This is a genomic window from Tsukamurella sputi (assembly GCF_007858445.1).
In the GTDB taxonomy this organism is placed as follows: Bacteria; Actinomycetota; Actinomycetes; order Mycobacteriales; family Mycobacteriaceae; genus Tsukamurella; species Tsukamurella sputi.
Genome location: NZ_VIGV01000003.1, coordinates 323,522 through 337,648, shown reverse-complemented (window position 1 = coordinate 337,648; position 14,127 = coordinate 323,522). Strand labels below are relative to the sequence as shown.

Below are 14,127 nucleotides of genomic sequence, written 5' to 3'. Positions count from 1 at the left end.
CCGGATCGTTCGAGGGGGCTCGATTACACCGACCAATACAGGTATCATCGTCGTATGACGATGAATGAGTGTTCGGTGGCGACCGGGGCGGACCTCGATCCGGCGGTGGCGTTGTTCCACAGTCTCTCCGACGGCACCCGGCTGGCGATCGCGACCCGCCTCGCCCACGGCGGCGAAGCCCGGGTGGCGGACCTGATGGCCGAGTTGGGCCTGGCGCAGTCGACCGTCTCGGCGCACGTGGCGTGCCTGCGGGACTGCGGGCTCGTCGAGGGCCGCCCGGAAGGCCGGCAGGTGTTCTACAGCCTGGCCCGGCCGGAGTTGATGGATCTACTCGCAGCGGCGGAAACGCTGCTGGCGGCGACGGGCAACGCCGTGGCGTTGTGCCCGAACTACGGCACCGACACCGCCGTACCGTGCTGCGGAAGCGACGGCACGACCGCGGCCGGGACCGAGGAAGCTTCGGCGGCGAAGGCGGTGCGGCGATGAGCGACGCATGCGGCTGCGGGCACGACGAACCCGCCGGTGAGGACGAGCAGGCCCCGGAGCACTGGTGGCAGGTGCGGGAGCTGCAGGCCGCCGCCGCGGCCGCAGTGTTTCTGCTCGCCGCGTACATCGTCGGCTGGACCGGCGGCCCCGAACCGATAGCCCTCGCCTTGGAGTGGGTGGCGCTGCTGATCGGGGCGTGGACGTTCGTCCCCTCCACGTTGCGCCGGTTGGCGAAGGGCAAGATCGGCGTCGGCACCCTGATGACGATCGCCGCGGTCGGCGCGGTGATCCTCGGCGAGGTCGGCGAAGCGGCGATGCTCGCTGTGCTGTTCTCCATCAGTGAAGGCCTCGAGGAGTACGCGGTCTCCCGCACCCGCCGCGGCCTACGAGCGCTGCTGAACCTGGTCCCGGACACCGCGACCGTCCTGCGCGACGGCACCCCGACCGTCGTCTCCCCCGACGAGCTGGCCGTCGGGGACTTGATGCTGGTCAAACCCGGTGAGCGGATCGCCACCGACGGCCTCATCACCGAAGGCCGCACCGCGCTGGATGTTTCCGCGATCACCGGCGAATCGGTGCCCGTCGAAGCCGGACCCGGCACGCAGGTCTACGCCGGGTCGATCAACGGCACCGGCGCCCTGACCGTGCAGGTCACCACCACCGCGGAGAACAACTCGCTGGCCAAGATCGTGCAGATCGTCGAGGCCGAACAGTCCCGCAAGGGCGACGCGCAACGCCTCGCCGACACGATCGCCAAACCTCTGGTGCCGGCGATCATGATCTTCGCCGCCGCCATCGCCATCCTCGGATCCCTCCTCGGCGACCCGGCCACCTGGATCGAACGGGCACTGGTCGTGCTCGTCGCCGCCTCCCCGTGCGCGCTGGCGATCTCCGTACCGGTGACCGTGGTCGCCGCGATCGGCGCCGCCAGCAAGATCGGCGTCCTCGTCAAAGGCGGCGCCGCCCTCGAAGCCCTCGGCCGCATCCGCACCGTCGCCCTCGACAAGACCGGCACCCTGACCGCGAACCGGCCCACCGTCGTCGACATCGCCACCACCGAACCCACCACCGACACCGCTGCGCCCAGCGTCGACAGCAGCGGCCCGGGCGGCACCGACAACGGTGGCCGCTCTCCGGGGCAGGAGTGGGTGCTCGCCGTCGCAGCGGCGCTCGAAGCGCACAGCGAACACCCCCTCGCCCGCGCGATCCTCGCCGCCCACGGCCAGACCACCGCCGCGGTCGATGTGCAGGCCGTTCCCGGGGCCGGCTTGACCGGTCTCGTCGACGGCCGCCCCGCACGGCTTGGGCGTCCCGGCTGGATCGAACCCGGCCCCCTCGCCGAGCGGGTCGCGGCGATGCAGGCCGGCGGCGCCACCGCCGTGCTGGTCGAATACGACGGGCAGGTCATCGGGGCGGTCGCCGTCCGCGACGAGCTGCGTCCCGAAGCCGGCGAGGTGATCGCCCATCTGCACCGCAGCGGCGCCACTGTCGCGATGCTCACCGGCGACAACACCGCCACCGCCACCGCCCTGGCGAAGATCGCCGGCATCGATGATGTGCACGCCGACCTGCGCCCCGAGGACAAGGCCCGCATCATCGGCGACCTCCGCCAGGATTCGTTCACCGCGATGGTCGGCGACGGCGTCAACGACGCCCCCGCCCTGGCCACCGCCGACCTCGGCATCGCCATGGGCGCCATGGGATCCGACGTCGCGATCGAAACCGCCGACGTCGCCCTCATGGGCGAAGACCTCCGCACCCTCCCCCAAGCACTCGACCACGCCCGCCGAGCCCGAACCATCATGCTGCAGAACGTCGGCCTATCCCTCGGGCTGATCGCGATCCTCATCCCCCTCGCGCTGTTCGGGATCCTCGGCCTCGCCGCCGTCGTCGCCGTCCACGAACTCGCCGAGATCGTCGTCATCGCCAACGGCGTCCGCGCCGGGCGAATCAGGGCGCTTGCCCAGGCGGGGAGCGGTGCTGGCCAGCGGACTCCGACCATGGTGGCGGTCGGTCAGTGATCACCGCGACGGTTCCGGCGGCGGCGACCGGTCGCGCACGCCTCGCGCGGCGGTGCGGGCTGCTGTCCATCGCCGCCGGACTCGCGGCCACCGATCTCGCCATCAAGGCCTGGGCCGCTAGTGCGCTGGCGGGCGACACAGTCATCGGAACTGGGCTGGTGCAGCTGCGGCTGGCATTCAATCCGGGTGCGGCGTTTTCGCTCGCCGCCGATGCCCCGGCGTGGGTGCTGCTCACAGTCACCGGCGTTATCACCTTCGCCGTTGCGGCCATCGCGTGGCGGATGGCGCCGAGCGCCGGGCGCCTCGGGCGGCTGGGGCTGGCAGCGATACTCGGTGGGGCAAGCGCCAACCTCATCGATCGGTTCCCCGATGGGGTCGTCACCGACTATCTGCACACCGGCTGGTGGCCGACGTTCAATCTCGCTGACACTTTCATCGTCAGCGGCGCTGCCATCTTGATCACCCTCACCGTATCGAGGAGTTCCGATGAGCGAGCACACTCACCTGAGCGCTGAGCTGCCCCCGATCAGGCGCTGGGCCGGGTTGGCAGCGCTGGTCATCGCCCTGCTTACCGTCGGCTTGGACTTGATGGTCCTCAATGTCGCCCTGCCCACCCTGGCGCAGGACCTCGGTGCTAGCACCACCCAACTGCAGTGGATCGTCAACGCATACACCCTCGTATTCGCCGCGCTGATGTTACCCGCTGGCGGTTTCGGGGACCGGTACGGCCGTAAACGACTCCTACTGTTCGGCCTCGTGGCGTTCGTCTCCGCGTCGGCGTGGGCTGCGTATAGCGGGACCACAGGCGCCTTGATCGCCGCGCGCGCAGTCATGGGTGTCGGCGCCGCGATCATCGTGCCACTATCGCTGGGAATTCTGCCGATCCTGTTCCCACCCGACCAGCGGCGCCGCGCGATTGCAGTGTGGGTGGGCGCTCTGGGCATCGGCCTGCCCCTGGGCCCGATCGTCGGCGGCTGGCTCCTGCAGCATTTCTGGTGGGGCTCTGTGTTCCTGATCAATGTCCCGGTCGGTGTTGCCGCCCTCATCGCTTGTATTGCACTACTTCCCGAGTCCTCCGACCCTGACGCACCACCGCTGGACTGGCCGGGCATTGTCACCGCTGTGACCGGAACAGCGGCCCTCGTGTTCGGGGTCATCCAGGCTCCCGACGACGGCTGGACTCACCCTGTTGTGTTGACGACCCTCGGTACGGGAGTGGTGCTCATCGCGGGATTCCTGGTGTGGGAGCGACGGGCCAGCCATCCGTTGATCGATCTGCGACTATTCTCCAATCCGGGATTCACCTGGCCCACCCTCGCGGCCACCGCGGGAACATTCACCCTCGTCGGTGTGCTGTTCGTTCTTCCCCAGTACCTGCAGATCCTCCGCCACCACGACGCTCTCGGCACCGGACTGCGACTCGTCCCGCTGGTGTTGGCGATCCTCGTCGCGGCCGCCGCCGTCGACAGCATCGTCACCCGCATCGGTGCGAAGATCCCGATCGTCGCCGGGTTATTCATCACCGCAATGGGTTTCGTCCTCGCCTCCCGCATCACCGCAGATTCCGAGTACGGCTTCATCGCCGCCTGCCTAGCCGTCGTGGGGCTAGGAGCCGGACTCGCCCTGGCACCGGCAGTCGACGCGGTCATGGCAACCCTTCCCGAACACCGCAGCGCTGCAGGCTCAGGGCTTCTCATGGCCATCCGGCAAATCGGCGCCGCATTCAGCGTCGCCATCCTCGGCACACTGCTCAATCTCACCTACGGCCGCGACCTCGACCAGCATCTGACCGGCCTACCCGCACCAGTAGCCGCCGCAGCCCGCGAGGGCATCGCCGCCGCACAACTCATCGCGGCGGACCTGCCCGGACCGGCCGGAGACGACCTCGCCGCTGCCAGCGCGCACGCCTATACCGCGGCGATGTCCGCGGTATTTCTCGCCAGCGCCGTGGTCAGTGCGTTACTCGCCGCGCTCATCGCCCTGCGCCTCCCCGCACGACGGGAAAATCCTGCCATAGCGGAGGGTTCCTGTGTGTTTGTCAACAGCCTGCCGAACTCGAAAAAAAATGGCGCCTGGGACGTCCTGTCTCGACGCTTCTGCCGACATCATGAACCGACACGGCGTCCGCGCAGCCTAGGCAAGGGCTAGGAAGAGTTTTTCTAGCTTCTGTTGGTCGACGTTGTCGGGGCCTTCGGTTGCCATGCAGTGCTGAAGGCCGGTGGCTACGAGGGCGTAGCCGCTGCGTCCGAGGGCCTTGTTGACGGCGGCGAGTTGGGTGAGGACGTCTTCGCAGTCGTCGCCGTCTTCGAGCATCCGGATGACGGTGGCGAGGTGTCCGTGTGCGCGCTTGAGCCTGGTGAGGATCGGCTTGGCAGCTTGCTCTGGAATCTTCACTCGGCGCCGCCGTCGGTGAGCGCGTCGAGCATAACGGTCAGCAACTCCCGGGCCTCTGTAGCGACAGCCGTGAGCGTGGGATTGCCGGTGAATCCCGGCATCACGTCGGGGTTCATGATCTCAACGACGGAGCCGTCGCCGTCTGCGCTGACGACCACGTTGCACGGAAGCAGGGAGGCAACCCGCGGATCCGCCTGTAGCGCTTGATGGGCGAGTTGCGGCCGACACGCGCCGAGGATCAACTTCGCCGGCACATCCACATCAAGCTTCGCCTTGAGGGTGGCTGCGATGTCGATCTCCGCGAGAACCCCGAATCCCACGCGCGCCAACCCCTCCCGCACCTGCGCCACAGCCTGCGCATACGGCGTCGGGAGTGACCTGGTCATCGTGAATTCGTTCATTGACTCATCCTTCTTCGATACCCGAGGAGGCTGTGCACCCAGTATTGCACAACCCCCTGGGGGGATGCTAGGTTCGCTGCATCCGATCCCCCTGGGGGGTTAATGGTGAGGAGTGAAGACATGGCAGAGACAGTCGGAGACGCGCCGAAATCCGCAGCCGGTGCAACGAGTTCGTCGTTGACCGGCGCGTTGGGGCGCCTTGGCGTGTGGGTCAGCGAGCACGGCCGGGTTGTCACGGCGGTGTGGGTGCTGTTGGTTGTGGGGCTGGGGATCTTCGCGCCGTTTGTGGAGAAGAATCTCTCCGGCGCGGGCTGGCAGGCCGACGGTTCGCAGTCGGTGCAGGTGCGGGAGCTGGCGCAGAAGCACTTCGGTGGCAACGCCAGTCACGCGATCCAGGTGGTCGTGCATAGCGACACTGCGGCGTTGACCGAAGGCCAGGGGCCTCAGATCCTCGAGCGGGTGACCTCGGAGTTGAAGGCGGATCCGCGGATCGCCCAGGTCGTCGCGCCACAGCCGGGCGTGACCTTGAGCGCCGATGGTAAGACGGCGATCGTCCTCGCCGGTGCCGGGGCAGGTACGAACGAGATGGTTCGGGCGGCGACCGATCTCAAGGGGCCACTGAGTGCGCTCTCGACGGATGCGGTGTCGGTGAATCCGACCGGCTCGTCGGTGCTGTGGTCGGACTTCAACGCGGCGAACCTGGAGGCGATGCTCACCTCGGAGATGCTGTCGTGGCCGGTGACTCTCGCGATTCTGGTGATCGCCTTCGGAACCCTGGTCGCTGCCGGCCTGCCGCTGCTTCTCACCTTGGCCGGGCTGGTGGCCTCGGCCGGTGCGCTGGTCTTGATCAATGAGATCGTGCCCGTGTCGATCTGGGCGATGAACTTCGCGATGATGTTCTCCCTCGCGCTGGGTATCGACTACGCGTTGTTCCTGGTGGTGCGGTACCGGGCAGCGCGCTTCGGGCACGGCGTGTCGCCGCGGGAGGCGATCGCGCAGACTATGAACACCGCCGGTAAGGCCGTGTTGCTGTCCGGGGCGACCGTGCTGATCTCCCTGTCCGCGGTGATGCTCGTGCCTTCGCCGTCGTTCCGGTCGATGGCTGGCGGGATCATGCTCTCTGTCGTGTTCGTCCTCGCGGCAACGCTGACGCTGCTGCCGCTGGTGCTAGTCAAGCTCGACAAGCGGATCAACGCGCTGGCGCTGCCGTGGGCCCGAGTCGGTGAACACCGCTCACCAGCCTTCGAGCGATGGGGGCAGCGTTTGTGGAAGCGCCCATTCGCGTGGGGCGCCGCTGCGTTGGCGATCCTGATCGCGCTGTCGATCCCCCTGGCGGGACTGAAGACCGCGATGCCTTCGATCGCGGTGCTACCGTCCGATGCCAACGCGCGAGTCGGCTACGACCAGGTCAAGCGGGCCTTCGGCCCCGGCGCTCCCGGAACACTGCAAATCATCACCCCGTCCTCGGCCGCCTCGCAGGCGCACCAGGTGCTGGCCGCTGACGAGGGAATCGCCGGCGCGATGCCGCCCGCCGCAGCAACCGACGACAGCGGCTTGTCGCTGATCTCCGCGATCCCGAAGGTCGATCCCTCCGACCCGAGCCTGAGCGCGACAGTCGACCGGCTCCGCTCCGACCTTCCAGACGGCACCTTGGTCGGCGGCGCGGCGGTGGAGAATCTCGACCTGAAGGCGCAACTCGACACCTCCACCCCGATGGTGATCGCTGTGGTCCTCCTGTTGGGCTTCGCGCTGCTGCTGGTCGCGTTGCGTGCACCGTTGATCGCCCTGATCGGCACCGTGGTGAGCCTGCTGTCGACTGCTGCTGCGTTCGGTGTCGCCCGCTTGGTGTTCCAGGACGGTATCGGCGCGAACCTGTTCGGCTTCGAACCGCAGGGCTTCCTCGATGCATGGGCGCCGGTGTTCTTCTTCGCGATGATCTTCGCGATCGCTATGGACTACACCGTGTTCCTCCTCTCCTCCGCCAAGGAGCACTGGGAACGCTCCGGTGACCCGAAAGAAGCGATGATCGGAGCCGTCGCCCACTCCGGTCGCGTCATCTTCGCCGCCGGCGGCGTCATGGTCGCCGTCTTCTTCACCTTCGCCCTGTCCGGGCCACTGCCCCCGAAGGAGATGGGCGTCATCCTCGGCGTCGCTGTTCTCCTCGACACCTTCCTTATCCGGCTGGTCCTGCTCCCCGTCGCACTACGCCTGGCAGGACGCGCAGCGTGGGCTTGTCCCGCGTGGCTCGCCCGGATACTGCCGAACATCAGCTTCGCCCACGACTAACCCGTGAAAACAGGAGCACAACCATGACCGACAAGCCCGAAACCACAGCACCCGATCACTCCACCGAATCAGGAGCGGACACCCTGCGGCGACTCCAACCGCAGCACCGTGACCTGCGCAAAGCGATCCCCGACGTGTACATTGAAGACACGAAACGATCTCACCGCATGCGCAAACCCAACATCGACCAAGCCGTCCTGCTCCTCGCCGGAACACTGAACCTCACCGGAGTCGCCCTCAGCGTCACCGTCTCACCCTGTTGGGCCCTCCTATCGGGGCTTGTTTCACTGAACCTGATCCAATCAAGCATCACCGGACTTTGCCCCGCCGCCGTACTTCTCAAGAAGATGGGACTGCAATCGGGAAGGGCATTCTAGGTAGGCCGCTACGGACGGACTTGATGCGATCAGCGATCAATCCAGTGGAAACGACGGAAGGAGCTACGAGTGAACCAACGGCCCGCATTCACGATCTGGCTGGACCCGGTGTGCCCGTATTCGTGGACCACCGCACAGTGGCTGCTAGCCACTGTCGGCAATCCCAACGAACTACAGTGGAAGCTGATGAGTTTGGCCCTCCTCAACGAGGGACGCGAACTGCCCGAACGTGCCCGCAAGCGGATGCAGGATTCCCGAGCGGCGGGCAGACTGTTCGCCTCGCTGGAGCGCGAACTAGACAGCGAGCGGATGTGGCAGGCCCTGCGCACGTTCAGCGACCAGTACCACCGAGACGGCGGCACGATCGACGGTCAGTCAGTGCGCGAAATGCTACTCGAGCTCGACCTGCCCGCACACCACATCTCGAGCATCGACGACCCGACCTTCGACGTCGCGGTGCGCGACGCGCATTCGCTCAGTCAAGAAGCCGCGGGCGAAAGCGCAGGAAGCCCCCTGATCGGGATCGGCGAGACCGTCTTCCACGGTCCCGTGCTCACCGCGATACCGACTCCCACCGCCGCACGCGACCTTCTCACCGCTCTCGAAACACTCGCCACCGTCAAGACCTTCGCATCCGTACAACGGTTTCCACACCCTGTAGCAGCTCACCTCTGAGAACGGAGCAAATCGAGATCATGAATAGCAAACGAATCGTCATCGCCGGCGCCGGAATCGGCGGACTCAGCGTGATCAAAGAGTTGCGCGAATCCGGCACTCCCCTCGACAACACCGACATCACATTGATCGACGAAAACTTCGAGCACTACCTTGGCTTCACTCTGCCGTGGGTCATGCGGGGCTGGCGCACTCCAGAGAGCGTCCCGATCCGCCCGTCCGAGAAGAGCCTCGCTGGAATTCGGACGGTGCGCGGCTCTGTCTCCGGTGTCGACGCCGCCAACAGCACCGTCATCCTCGACGACGGTGCGCACGTGGACTACGACGCGCTCGTACTCGCGCTGGGAGCCCGCAATGCAACGCAGCAAGTGCCCGGCCTCCAAGAGGCGGCCGACGCAGGCGTCGCCGTGCACTATTACGCCACCGCCGACGCCGCACGTGCCCACCGGGCACTGACCGCGTTCGAGGGCGGCCGACTGGTCTTCCTCGTCGCATCGATGCCCTTCCGCTGCCCCGTCGCCCCCTACGAGGGCACCTTTCTCGCGGCAGATCTCCTGACCGAACGCGGCGTGCGGGACCATACAGATATCGCCGTATACACCCCGGAACCGCAGCCAATGCCCTCCGCCGGGCCCGACGTCGGCATGGAACTGGCGAAGCGCGTCAGAGCGTCGGGAATCGACCTGCATCCACTACACCAGGTCGAGCGAGTAGACCATCAGACCAAAACCCTGCACTTCACCAACGGCGTGCACGACACCTTCGACCTGCTGGTCTTCGTCCCGCCGCACGAACCCGCGTTGACCCTGGACACACCGGGATGGATTCCAGTCGACCGAGCTTCAATGCTCACCGAACACCACGGCGTATGGGCGATCGGCGACCTCTCCGCAGTCACCTCCCCCACGAACAGGCCCCTCCCTAAGGCCGCCATCTTCGCCAAAAACGGCGCCGCCGCCGTGGCCCAAAACGTACTGCACTACCTCGGGCTCGCCGAATCCCCAGCGTCTCTATCAGGGCAAGGCTATTGCTACATCGATACCGGAGCCCACGAATCAGCCCGGGGCCAGGGCAACTTCTTCGCCGAACCACACCCCGACGTCGCGCTCACACCCGCATCTCAACAGCTGCACCAAGAAAAGATCCGCGAAGAACTCGACTGGCGCGCCTACTGGGAATGACAGCGGACTGCGCGGCCAAATCGAACAAGCCGTAGAGTCCCGTTTAGTCGGGAACAAACGTTGTCGATCGCAGGTCGATCTCCGAACGCTGCGCCCATCGGTCGCTCAAGCTGCCGATCTCACCGGCCGCACCGATCAGCACGCACTCACGCTACAATATCCATCCGCGGCCTCTCCCGCATCGCTGATCATTGTGCGCCACAAGCGTTTCGCGATCTGTCGCTTCAAGCATCGGATCGCCTCACGTGACGTCTTGCCTTCGTCAAGCTTGCGCCGGTAATACGCGTTACCAGCGCTGCCCGCCATCCGGGATTGGGTAACGGCAACGATGTAGATCGCCGCGTTCAAAGATCTGTCGCCCTCAAGGGGTAGGCCCCGGTGTCGTTGCTTATCGGCGCTGGCCACCTCGATTGGCGCGGTCCCAGCATAGGAAGCGAATGCCGACTGATCCCGGAACCGAGCCGGGTCGCCCGTCCGGGACAGAATCCGGCACGCCGTCACCGTCCCGACGCCCTCAATCTCCAACAGGCTCGTCCCCGAGGCCTTCAACTCGACCTCGATCCTGGTGGTGATGTCATCGATCTGAAAGCGCAGCCTGCGCAGATCACCGACGATCGCCAGCCCCACCTCCTTGCGCATCGCATCCGCGCCCGAAGCCGGCGCAAGCCTGCGGAGCGCATCCGATGCCTCCTCCGTCGTGAACGCCCGATCCAAACCGCCCGGCAGCAGTTCCCGCAGTAGAGCATGCAGCTGGTTCGTCAGCCTCCCCTTGTGCCGCACGAGGTCAATCCGGCGTTCATCGAGGACCCGCAACCCATCCGAATGCTTCTCGGCGCCCACCGGCCGGAAGTCGCCTTGCGAGAAGGCGACGCACGCCGCCGCGGCCGCGTCGATTCGATCATTCTTTCGACGCCCGCCTCGGGAGAGCTCCCGCACCCGGGCTGTGGCGGTCGCCGGCACATCCACCACCGCCTCCGCTTGGCTCACGAGCCACTGCGTCAGGTGATGCCCCAACCCGGACGCGTTCTCCACCGCCCAGATTCGCTCCGGCCACTGCCCCGCCCACTTAATCAACTCGCGATAGGAGTTCAGGTCGGCGGAGATCCTCAGCGACCCCAGATCCTTGTTTGTTCCCGAATCGACCGCCGTCGCCGTATGCGTCGACTTATGCGGATCCACACCAATGACGATCATCAAGCACCAAGCCCTGCCTGCGGCGTGGCCGACGACCGCCATACCTCACCCGGGCACTTCAGTGGCTCTTCTCATTTCAGAGTGCGTTGACCCGGTCGGCGAGCTGACCGGAGTGCAGTAGCGACCGCAAGATGTAGTGCTCGAGGTTGCGGAAGCCCAGGGCGATGCCACGCAGGTGCTCGAGTCGTCCGTTGATTGCCTCGACCGGGCCGTTGCTGACGCCGGTGTCGAAGTACGCCAGGATCTCTCGGCGGCGTTTCAAGAGGCTGCGGCCGAGCTGTGCGAGTTCGTCGAGCCCGGCGGGGACTCCGGTGTGGATTCGTTTGAGAGTCTTGAACATTGCGATCTTCCCTGCCCGTCGGTCAGGGTGCTCGTAGGCGGCGATCAGATCCTGATACACCTGGGCGGTGACCTCGACCGCGACGTGACGCTCATCAGCAGCCAACGCCGAATCGAGCTTGACCTGCTGTTTGTCGGCGAGGAGAGCAGGCCGGGTGAGCAGGATCCGGCGAATCCCATAGAGCGGGTCCCCGGAGCGGCCGCGGTGCCCGCAGATCGCCTGCTGCAGCCGCTGCCGGCAGCCGGTGACCTTGTCCGCCGCCAGGTGGATGACGTGGAACGGGTCCATCACCGTTCGCGCTGCGGCGAGTACCTGCGCTGCGGCGGTGTGGTAGCCGCCGAACCCGTCCATCGCGGTGACCTTGATCCGGTCCCGGAACGCTTGATCGCGCTCTTGAAGCCAGCCGCGGAGGGCTTGCGCGGAGCGGCCGGCAACCATGTCCAGCAGCCGGGCGGGACCGGTGCCCTCACGCACGGGGGTCAGATCCACCAGGACCGTCACCCACGAGGAATCGCCGTTGCCGCGGACGTGCTTCCACTTGTGCTCATCAACGCCGAGTTCCCGAACACCCGTGAGATGCTGCGGGCCACGTGCAGCACCGAACGGGCACCGCAGACCGGCAGGTCCACCAGCTCGCGGACGATGTGATCGCGCACCACGCCGAGACCTCGCCGCAGCCCGGGCATTCCAGGTCAGGCGTGAGGACCTCGCACCACAGGTGCGTCACGTCATCGGCGGTGGCAGCGTCGACGACGCTGACCCCCAGATCGATGGCACGGCAGATGGTATCGGCAAGCAGAGACGACGTAGGCTCAGACACAGGTCCTCGGAGTGTGATCGAGATGGCGTAGGAACCTTCATCGTCACACCCCGGGGCCCTCTACATCTTGTGCCGCGCCACGTCAGCGGCGGACCCGCTCATGCACTCTCGCTTGGGAAGAGCCACTTCAGTCTCATCGATCAGTTCAGCGCCCACCGCCTAACGATCAACGCCCATCAACCGGCGACCAGCTGGACCGAACCATTCCAAATCATTGAAGCTGCGACGCCGTGAGCACGAAACACTTCTGCCACCGCAGGCTCTGACTTACGCGTGGCGCGGCCGTACCGATGTCGACGGTATTCCCCACCAAACGTCGCGATCAGCGCAGTTCTCGCTTCCGCGATCACGCCCCTTCGCTCTGCCCGAACATCCAGCGAAAGCGACATTTCCTCCTCGGCAAAGGCGGTTGTGCGCGAGGTCGGATCACACGAGCAACCGTACGGTAGGCAGCTATCAGATCGGCATGACCGTGTTGGTGATGAACAGGCGGCGAACCAGGTCCACGAACACCGCCCAGTAGCCGGTGACGAGGGCGATTCCGACGAGCACCATGAGAGCTCCGCCGAATACCTGTATGCGACGTGAGTTGCGGCTGAGCCATCCGACGGCGCGAACTGCCACCGTCGAGCCCAGGGCCAGGATCACGAACGGCAGGCCCAGTCCGGCGCAGTAGGCGATGATGAGCACTGCGCCCCGTACTGGGTCCGCGTTGGTGCCGACCACGATCGAGAGGATCCCGGCCAGCGTCGGCCCGATGCACGGCGCCCATCCCAGCGCGAACACTCCGCCCAGCAACGGAGCCCCGGCGAGGGTGGTCCACTGCCGTGGCGCGAACCGTACCTCGCGCTCGAGAGCCGGCACCAGGCCGATGAACGCCAGGCCCATGACAATGGTGACCACGCCACCGATCCGCATCAGCACCTCGGAGTTGAGACGAATCGAGCTGACCAGCCCGAAGACGGACATCGTCATCAACAAGAACACGACGGTGAAGCCGGCCACGAACAGCGCCGCGGCCCCCATCACCCGCCAGCGCCCTGCACGAGCGCCGGCCGTGGCCTCCTCGACAGCGGCCGCCGGCGCCTCAGCGCCGACCAGGCCCGCGAGGTACGACAGGTACCCGGGGACCAGCGGCACGATGCACGGCGAGGCGAATGAGACCAAGCCGGCGAGCGCGCACGCGGCGAGCGCAATCAGTAGCGGTCCCGAGACGGCCGCGTCTGCGAATGCCTGCCCCATCAGCGCTCCACCAGAACCTTGTCGATGGCCCCGGTGAGATCCTTCTCACCCACGGTGGTCAGGAAGCTCGCGGCCACTCTGCGCTGTCGGTCGAGGACGAAAGTCATCGGTACGACCGTGGTCGGGTACTGCTCGCCGATCGCGAGCAGCGTCCTTCCCGGAGGGTCGTAGATCGACGGGTAACTCAGCTTGTTCGCGGAGATGAAGTCGCGAGCGGCGGCGTCCCCGGCGGTTTCACGGACGTTGATGCCGAGGAACTCCACTCCCTTGGTTTTGGTGGCGCGGTAGACCTTCTCCAGTTCGGGTGCCTCGATTCGGCACGGCGCGCACCACGATCCCCAGACGTTGATCACCACTATCTTGCCCCGGAAGTCCGCGAGGGACACGCTCACGTTCGGATCAGTGACGCTGCGTCCCTTGAGATCACTGACCACGCTGCGTTCAGCTGGCGGGTAGAACTGCGTGAGCTTGCCAGCGGGGGCGATGACCCCTCCTTTGGGGGCCTGGTCGCTGTACTGGACACAACCACCCAGCAGGAATGCGGCCACGAGGATGACACCTAGCATCCGTCTCCGGGACCTCACGCGCTGCACCGCTGTGGAGCAGCCCACCGGGCGAGGCTCGGCCGTTCGGGTCGAGGCCGCGCGCCCAAGCCTTCGCTACCGCGCGCACCACGACCGGGCCGAGACCGAGACCGTACGACATCACCC

At 66.4% G+C, this 14,127-nt stretch carries 13 protein-coding genes and 1 pseudogene; 8 read left to right on the top strand and 6 right to left on the bottom strand.

The features are described 5' to 3' along the window. Positions 1-54 precede the first annotated feature (54 nt). The 4 genes from FK268_RS11105 to FK268_RS11090 are packed head-to-tail and all read left to right on the top strand — an operon-like array spanning position 55 to position 4,655. Positions 55-486: an ArsR/SmtB family transcription factor gene (locus FK268_RS11105; RefSeq protein WP_068568392.1), complete on the top strand. Its 432-nt coding sequence runs from the start codon at positions 55-57 to the stop codon at positions 484-486. Next, positions 483-2,507, top strand: coding sequence for a heavy metal translocating P-type ATPase (locus FK268_RS11100; RefSeq protein WP_068568394.1), 2,025 nt, complete (start codon positions 483-485; stop codon positions 2,505-2,507). The genes FK268_RS11105 and FK268_RS11100 overlap by 4 nt, the downstream gene beginning before the upstream one ends. Further along, the gene (locus FK268_RS11095; RefSeq protein ID WP_068568396.1) at positions 2,504-3,022 is read left to right on the top strand and encodes a signal peptidase II; all 519 of its coding nucleotides are present in this window, start codon (positions 2,504-2,506) and stop codon (positions 3,020-3,022) included. The genes FK268_RS11100 and FK268_RS11095 overlap by 4 nt, the downstream gene beginning before the upstream one ends. Beyond that, positions 2,994-4,655, top strand: coding sequence for an MFS transporter (locus tag FK268_RS11090; protein WP_146433962.1), 1,662 nt, complete (start codon positions 2,994-2,996; stop codon positions 4,653-4,655). The genes FK268_RS11095 and FK268_RS11090 overlap by 29 nt, the downstream gene beginning before the upstream one ends. On the opposite strand, the gene FK268_RS11085 is transcribed toward FK268_RS11090, so the two are convergent. Beyond that, on the bottom strand, positions 4,641-4,901 hold the full coding sequence (locus FK268_RS11085) for a metal-sensitive transcriptional regulator (RefSeq protein ID WP_068568398.1): 261 nt from the start codon (positions 4,899-4,901) through the stop codon (positions 4,641-4,643). The genes FK268_RS11090 and FK268_RS11085 overlap by 15 nt on opposite strands. After that, entirely contained in the window at positions 4,898-5,302 is a 405-nt protein-coding gene (locus tag FK268_RS11080) for a DUF302 domain-containing protein (RefSeq protein WP_068568400.1), read from the bottom strand. The genes FK268_RS11085 and FK268_RS11080 overlap by 4 nt, the downstream gene beginning before the upstream one ends. Positions 5,303-5,422: 120 nt before the next feature. Here FK268_RS11080 and FK268_RS11075 point away from each other — a divergent pair, with 120 nt between their 5' ends. The 4 genes from FK268_RS11075 to FK268_RS11060 all read left to right on the top strand — a co-directional run bounded on the left by FK268_RS11075 (position 5,423) and on the right by FK268_RS11060 (position 9,821). Further along, positions 5,423-7,588: an MMPL family transporter gene (locus tag FK268_RS11075; protein ID WP_074850833.1), complete on the top strand. Its 2,166-nt coding sequence runs from the start codon at positions 5,423-5,425 to the stop codon at positions 7,586-7,588. 23 nt (positions 7,589-7,611) lie between these two features. Then, positions 7,612-7,965 carry a YgaP family membrane protein gene (locus FK268_RS24975; protein ID WP_231707035.1) on the top strand — a complete coding sequence of 118 codons (354 nt, stop codon included), beginning with the start codon at positions 7,612-7,614 and terminating at the stop codon, positions 7,963-7,965. Positions 7,966-8,034: 69 nt separating this feature from the next. Then, entirely contained in the window at positions 8,035-8,640 is a 606-nt protein-coding gene (locus tag FK268_RS11065) for a DsbA family protein (RefSeq protein ID WP_074850837.1), read from the top strand. Positions 8,641-8,660: 20 nt separating this feature from the next. Continuing rightward, positions 8,661-9,821 carry an NAD(P)/FAD-dependent oxidoreductase gene (locus tag FK268_RS11060; protein ID WP_146433960.1) on the top strand — a complete coding sequence of 387 codons (1,161 nt, stop codon included), beginning with the start codon at positions 8,661-8,663 and terminating at the stop codon, positions 9,819-9,821. Positions 9,822-9,956: 135 nt separating this feature from the next. On the opposite strand, the gene FK268_RS11055 is transcribed toward FK268_RS11060, so the two are convergent. The 4 genes and pseudogenes from FK268_RS11055 to FK268_RS11040 all read right to left on the bottom strand — a co-directional run bounded on the left by FK268_RS11055 (position 9,957) and on the right by FK268_RS11040 (position 13,965). Continuing rightward, the gene (locus tag FK268_RS11055) at positions 9,957-11,015 is read right to left on the bottom strand and encodes an IS110 family RNA-guided transposase (RefSeq protein ID WP_068568408.1); all 1,059 of its coding nucleotides are present in this window, start codon (positions 11,013-11,015) and stop codon (positions 9,957-9,959) included. Positions 11,016-11,091: 76 nt separating this feature from the next. Further along, positions 11,092-12,175, bottom strand: a pseudogene (locus FK268_RS11050) (ISL3 family transposase). 456 nt (positions 12,176-12,631) lie between these two features. After that, positions 12,632-13,417: a cytochrome c biogenesis CcdA family protein gene (locus FK268_RS11045; protein WP_068741261.1), complete on the bottom strand. Its 786-nt coding sequence runs from the start codon at positions 13,415-13,417 to the stop codon at positions 12,632-12,634. Then, on the bottom strand, positions 13,417-13,965 hold the full coding sequence (locus FK268_RS11040; protein WP_231707033.1) for a TlpA disulfide reductase family protein: 549 nt from the start codon (positions 13,963-13,965) through the stop codon (positions 13,417-13,419). The genes FK268_RS11045 and FK268_RS11040 overlap by 1 nt, the downstream gene beginning before the upstream one ends. Positions 13,966-14,127: the final 162 nt, after the last annotated feature.

Coding starts and splice junctions, on each gene's coding strand:
- FK268_RS11105 (WP_068568392.1), top strand. CDS start 55: ATGACGATGAATGAGTGTTCGGTGGCGACCGGGGCGGACCTCGATCCG.
- FK268_RS11100 (WP_068568394.1), top strand. CDS start 483: ATGAGCGACGCATGCGGCTGCGGGCACGACGAACCCGCCGGTGAGGAC.
- FK268_RS11090 (WP_146433962.1), top strand. CDS start 2,994: ATGAGCGAGCACACTCACCTGAGCGCTGAGCTGCCCCCGATCAGGCGC.
- FK268_RS11080 (WP_068568400.1), bottom strand. CDS start 5,302: ATGAACGAATTCACGATGACCAGGTCACTCCCGACGCCGTATGCGCAG.
- FK268_RS11075 (WP_074850833.1), top strand. CDS start 5,423: ATGGCAGAGACAGTCGGAGACGCGCCGAAATCCGCAGCCGGTGCAACG.
- FK268_RS24975 (WP_231707035.1), top strand. CDS start 7,612: ATGACCGACAAGCCCGAAACCACAGCACCCGATCACTCCACCGAATCA.
- FK268_RS11060 (WP_146433960.1), top strand. CDS start 8,661: ATGAATAGCAAACGAATCGTCATCGCCGGCGCCGGAATCGGCGGACTC.
- FK268_RS11055 (WP_068568408.1), bottom strand. CDS start 11,015: ATGATCGTCATTGGTGTGGATCCGCATAAGTCGACGCATACGGCGACG.
- FK268_RS11045 (WP_068741261.1), bottom strand. CDS start 13,417: ATGGGGCAGGCATTCGCAGACGCGGCCGTCTCGGGACCGCTACTGATT.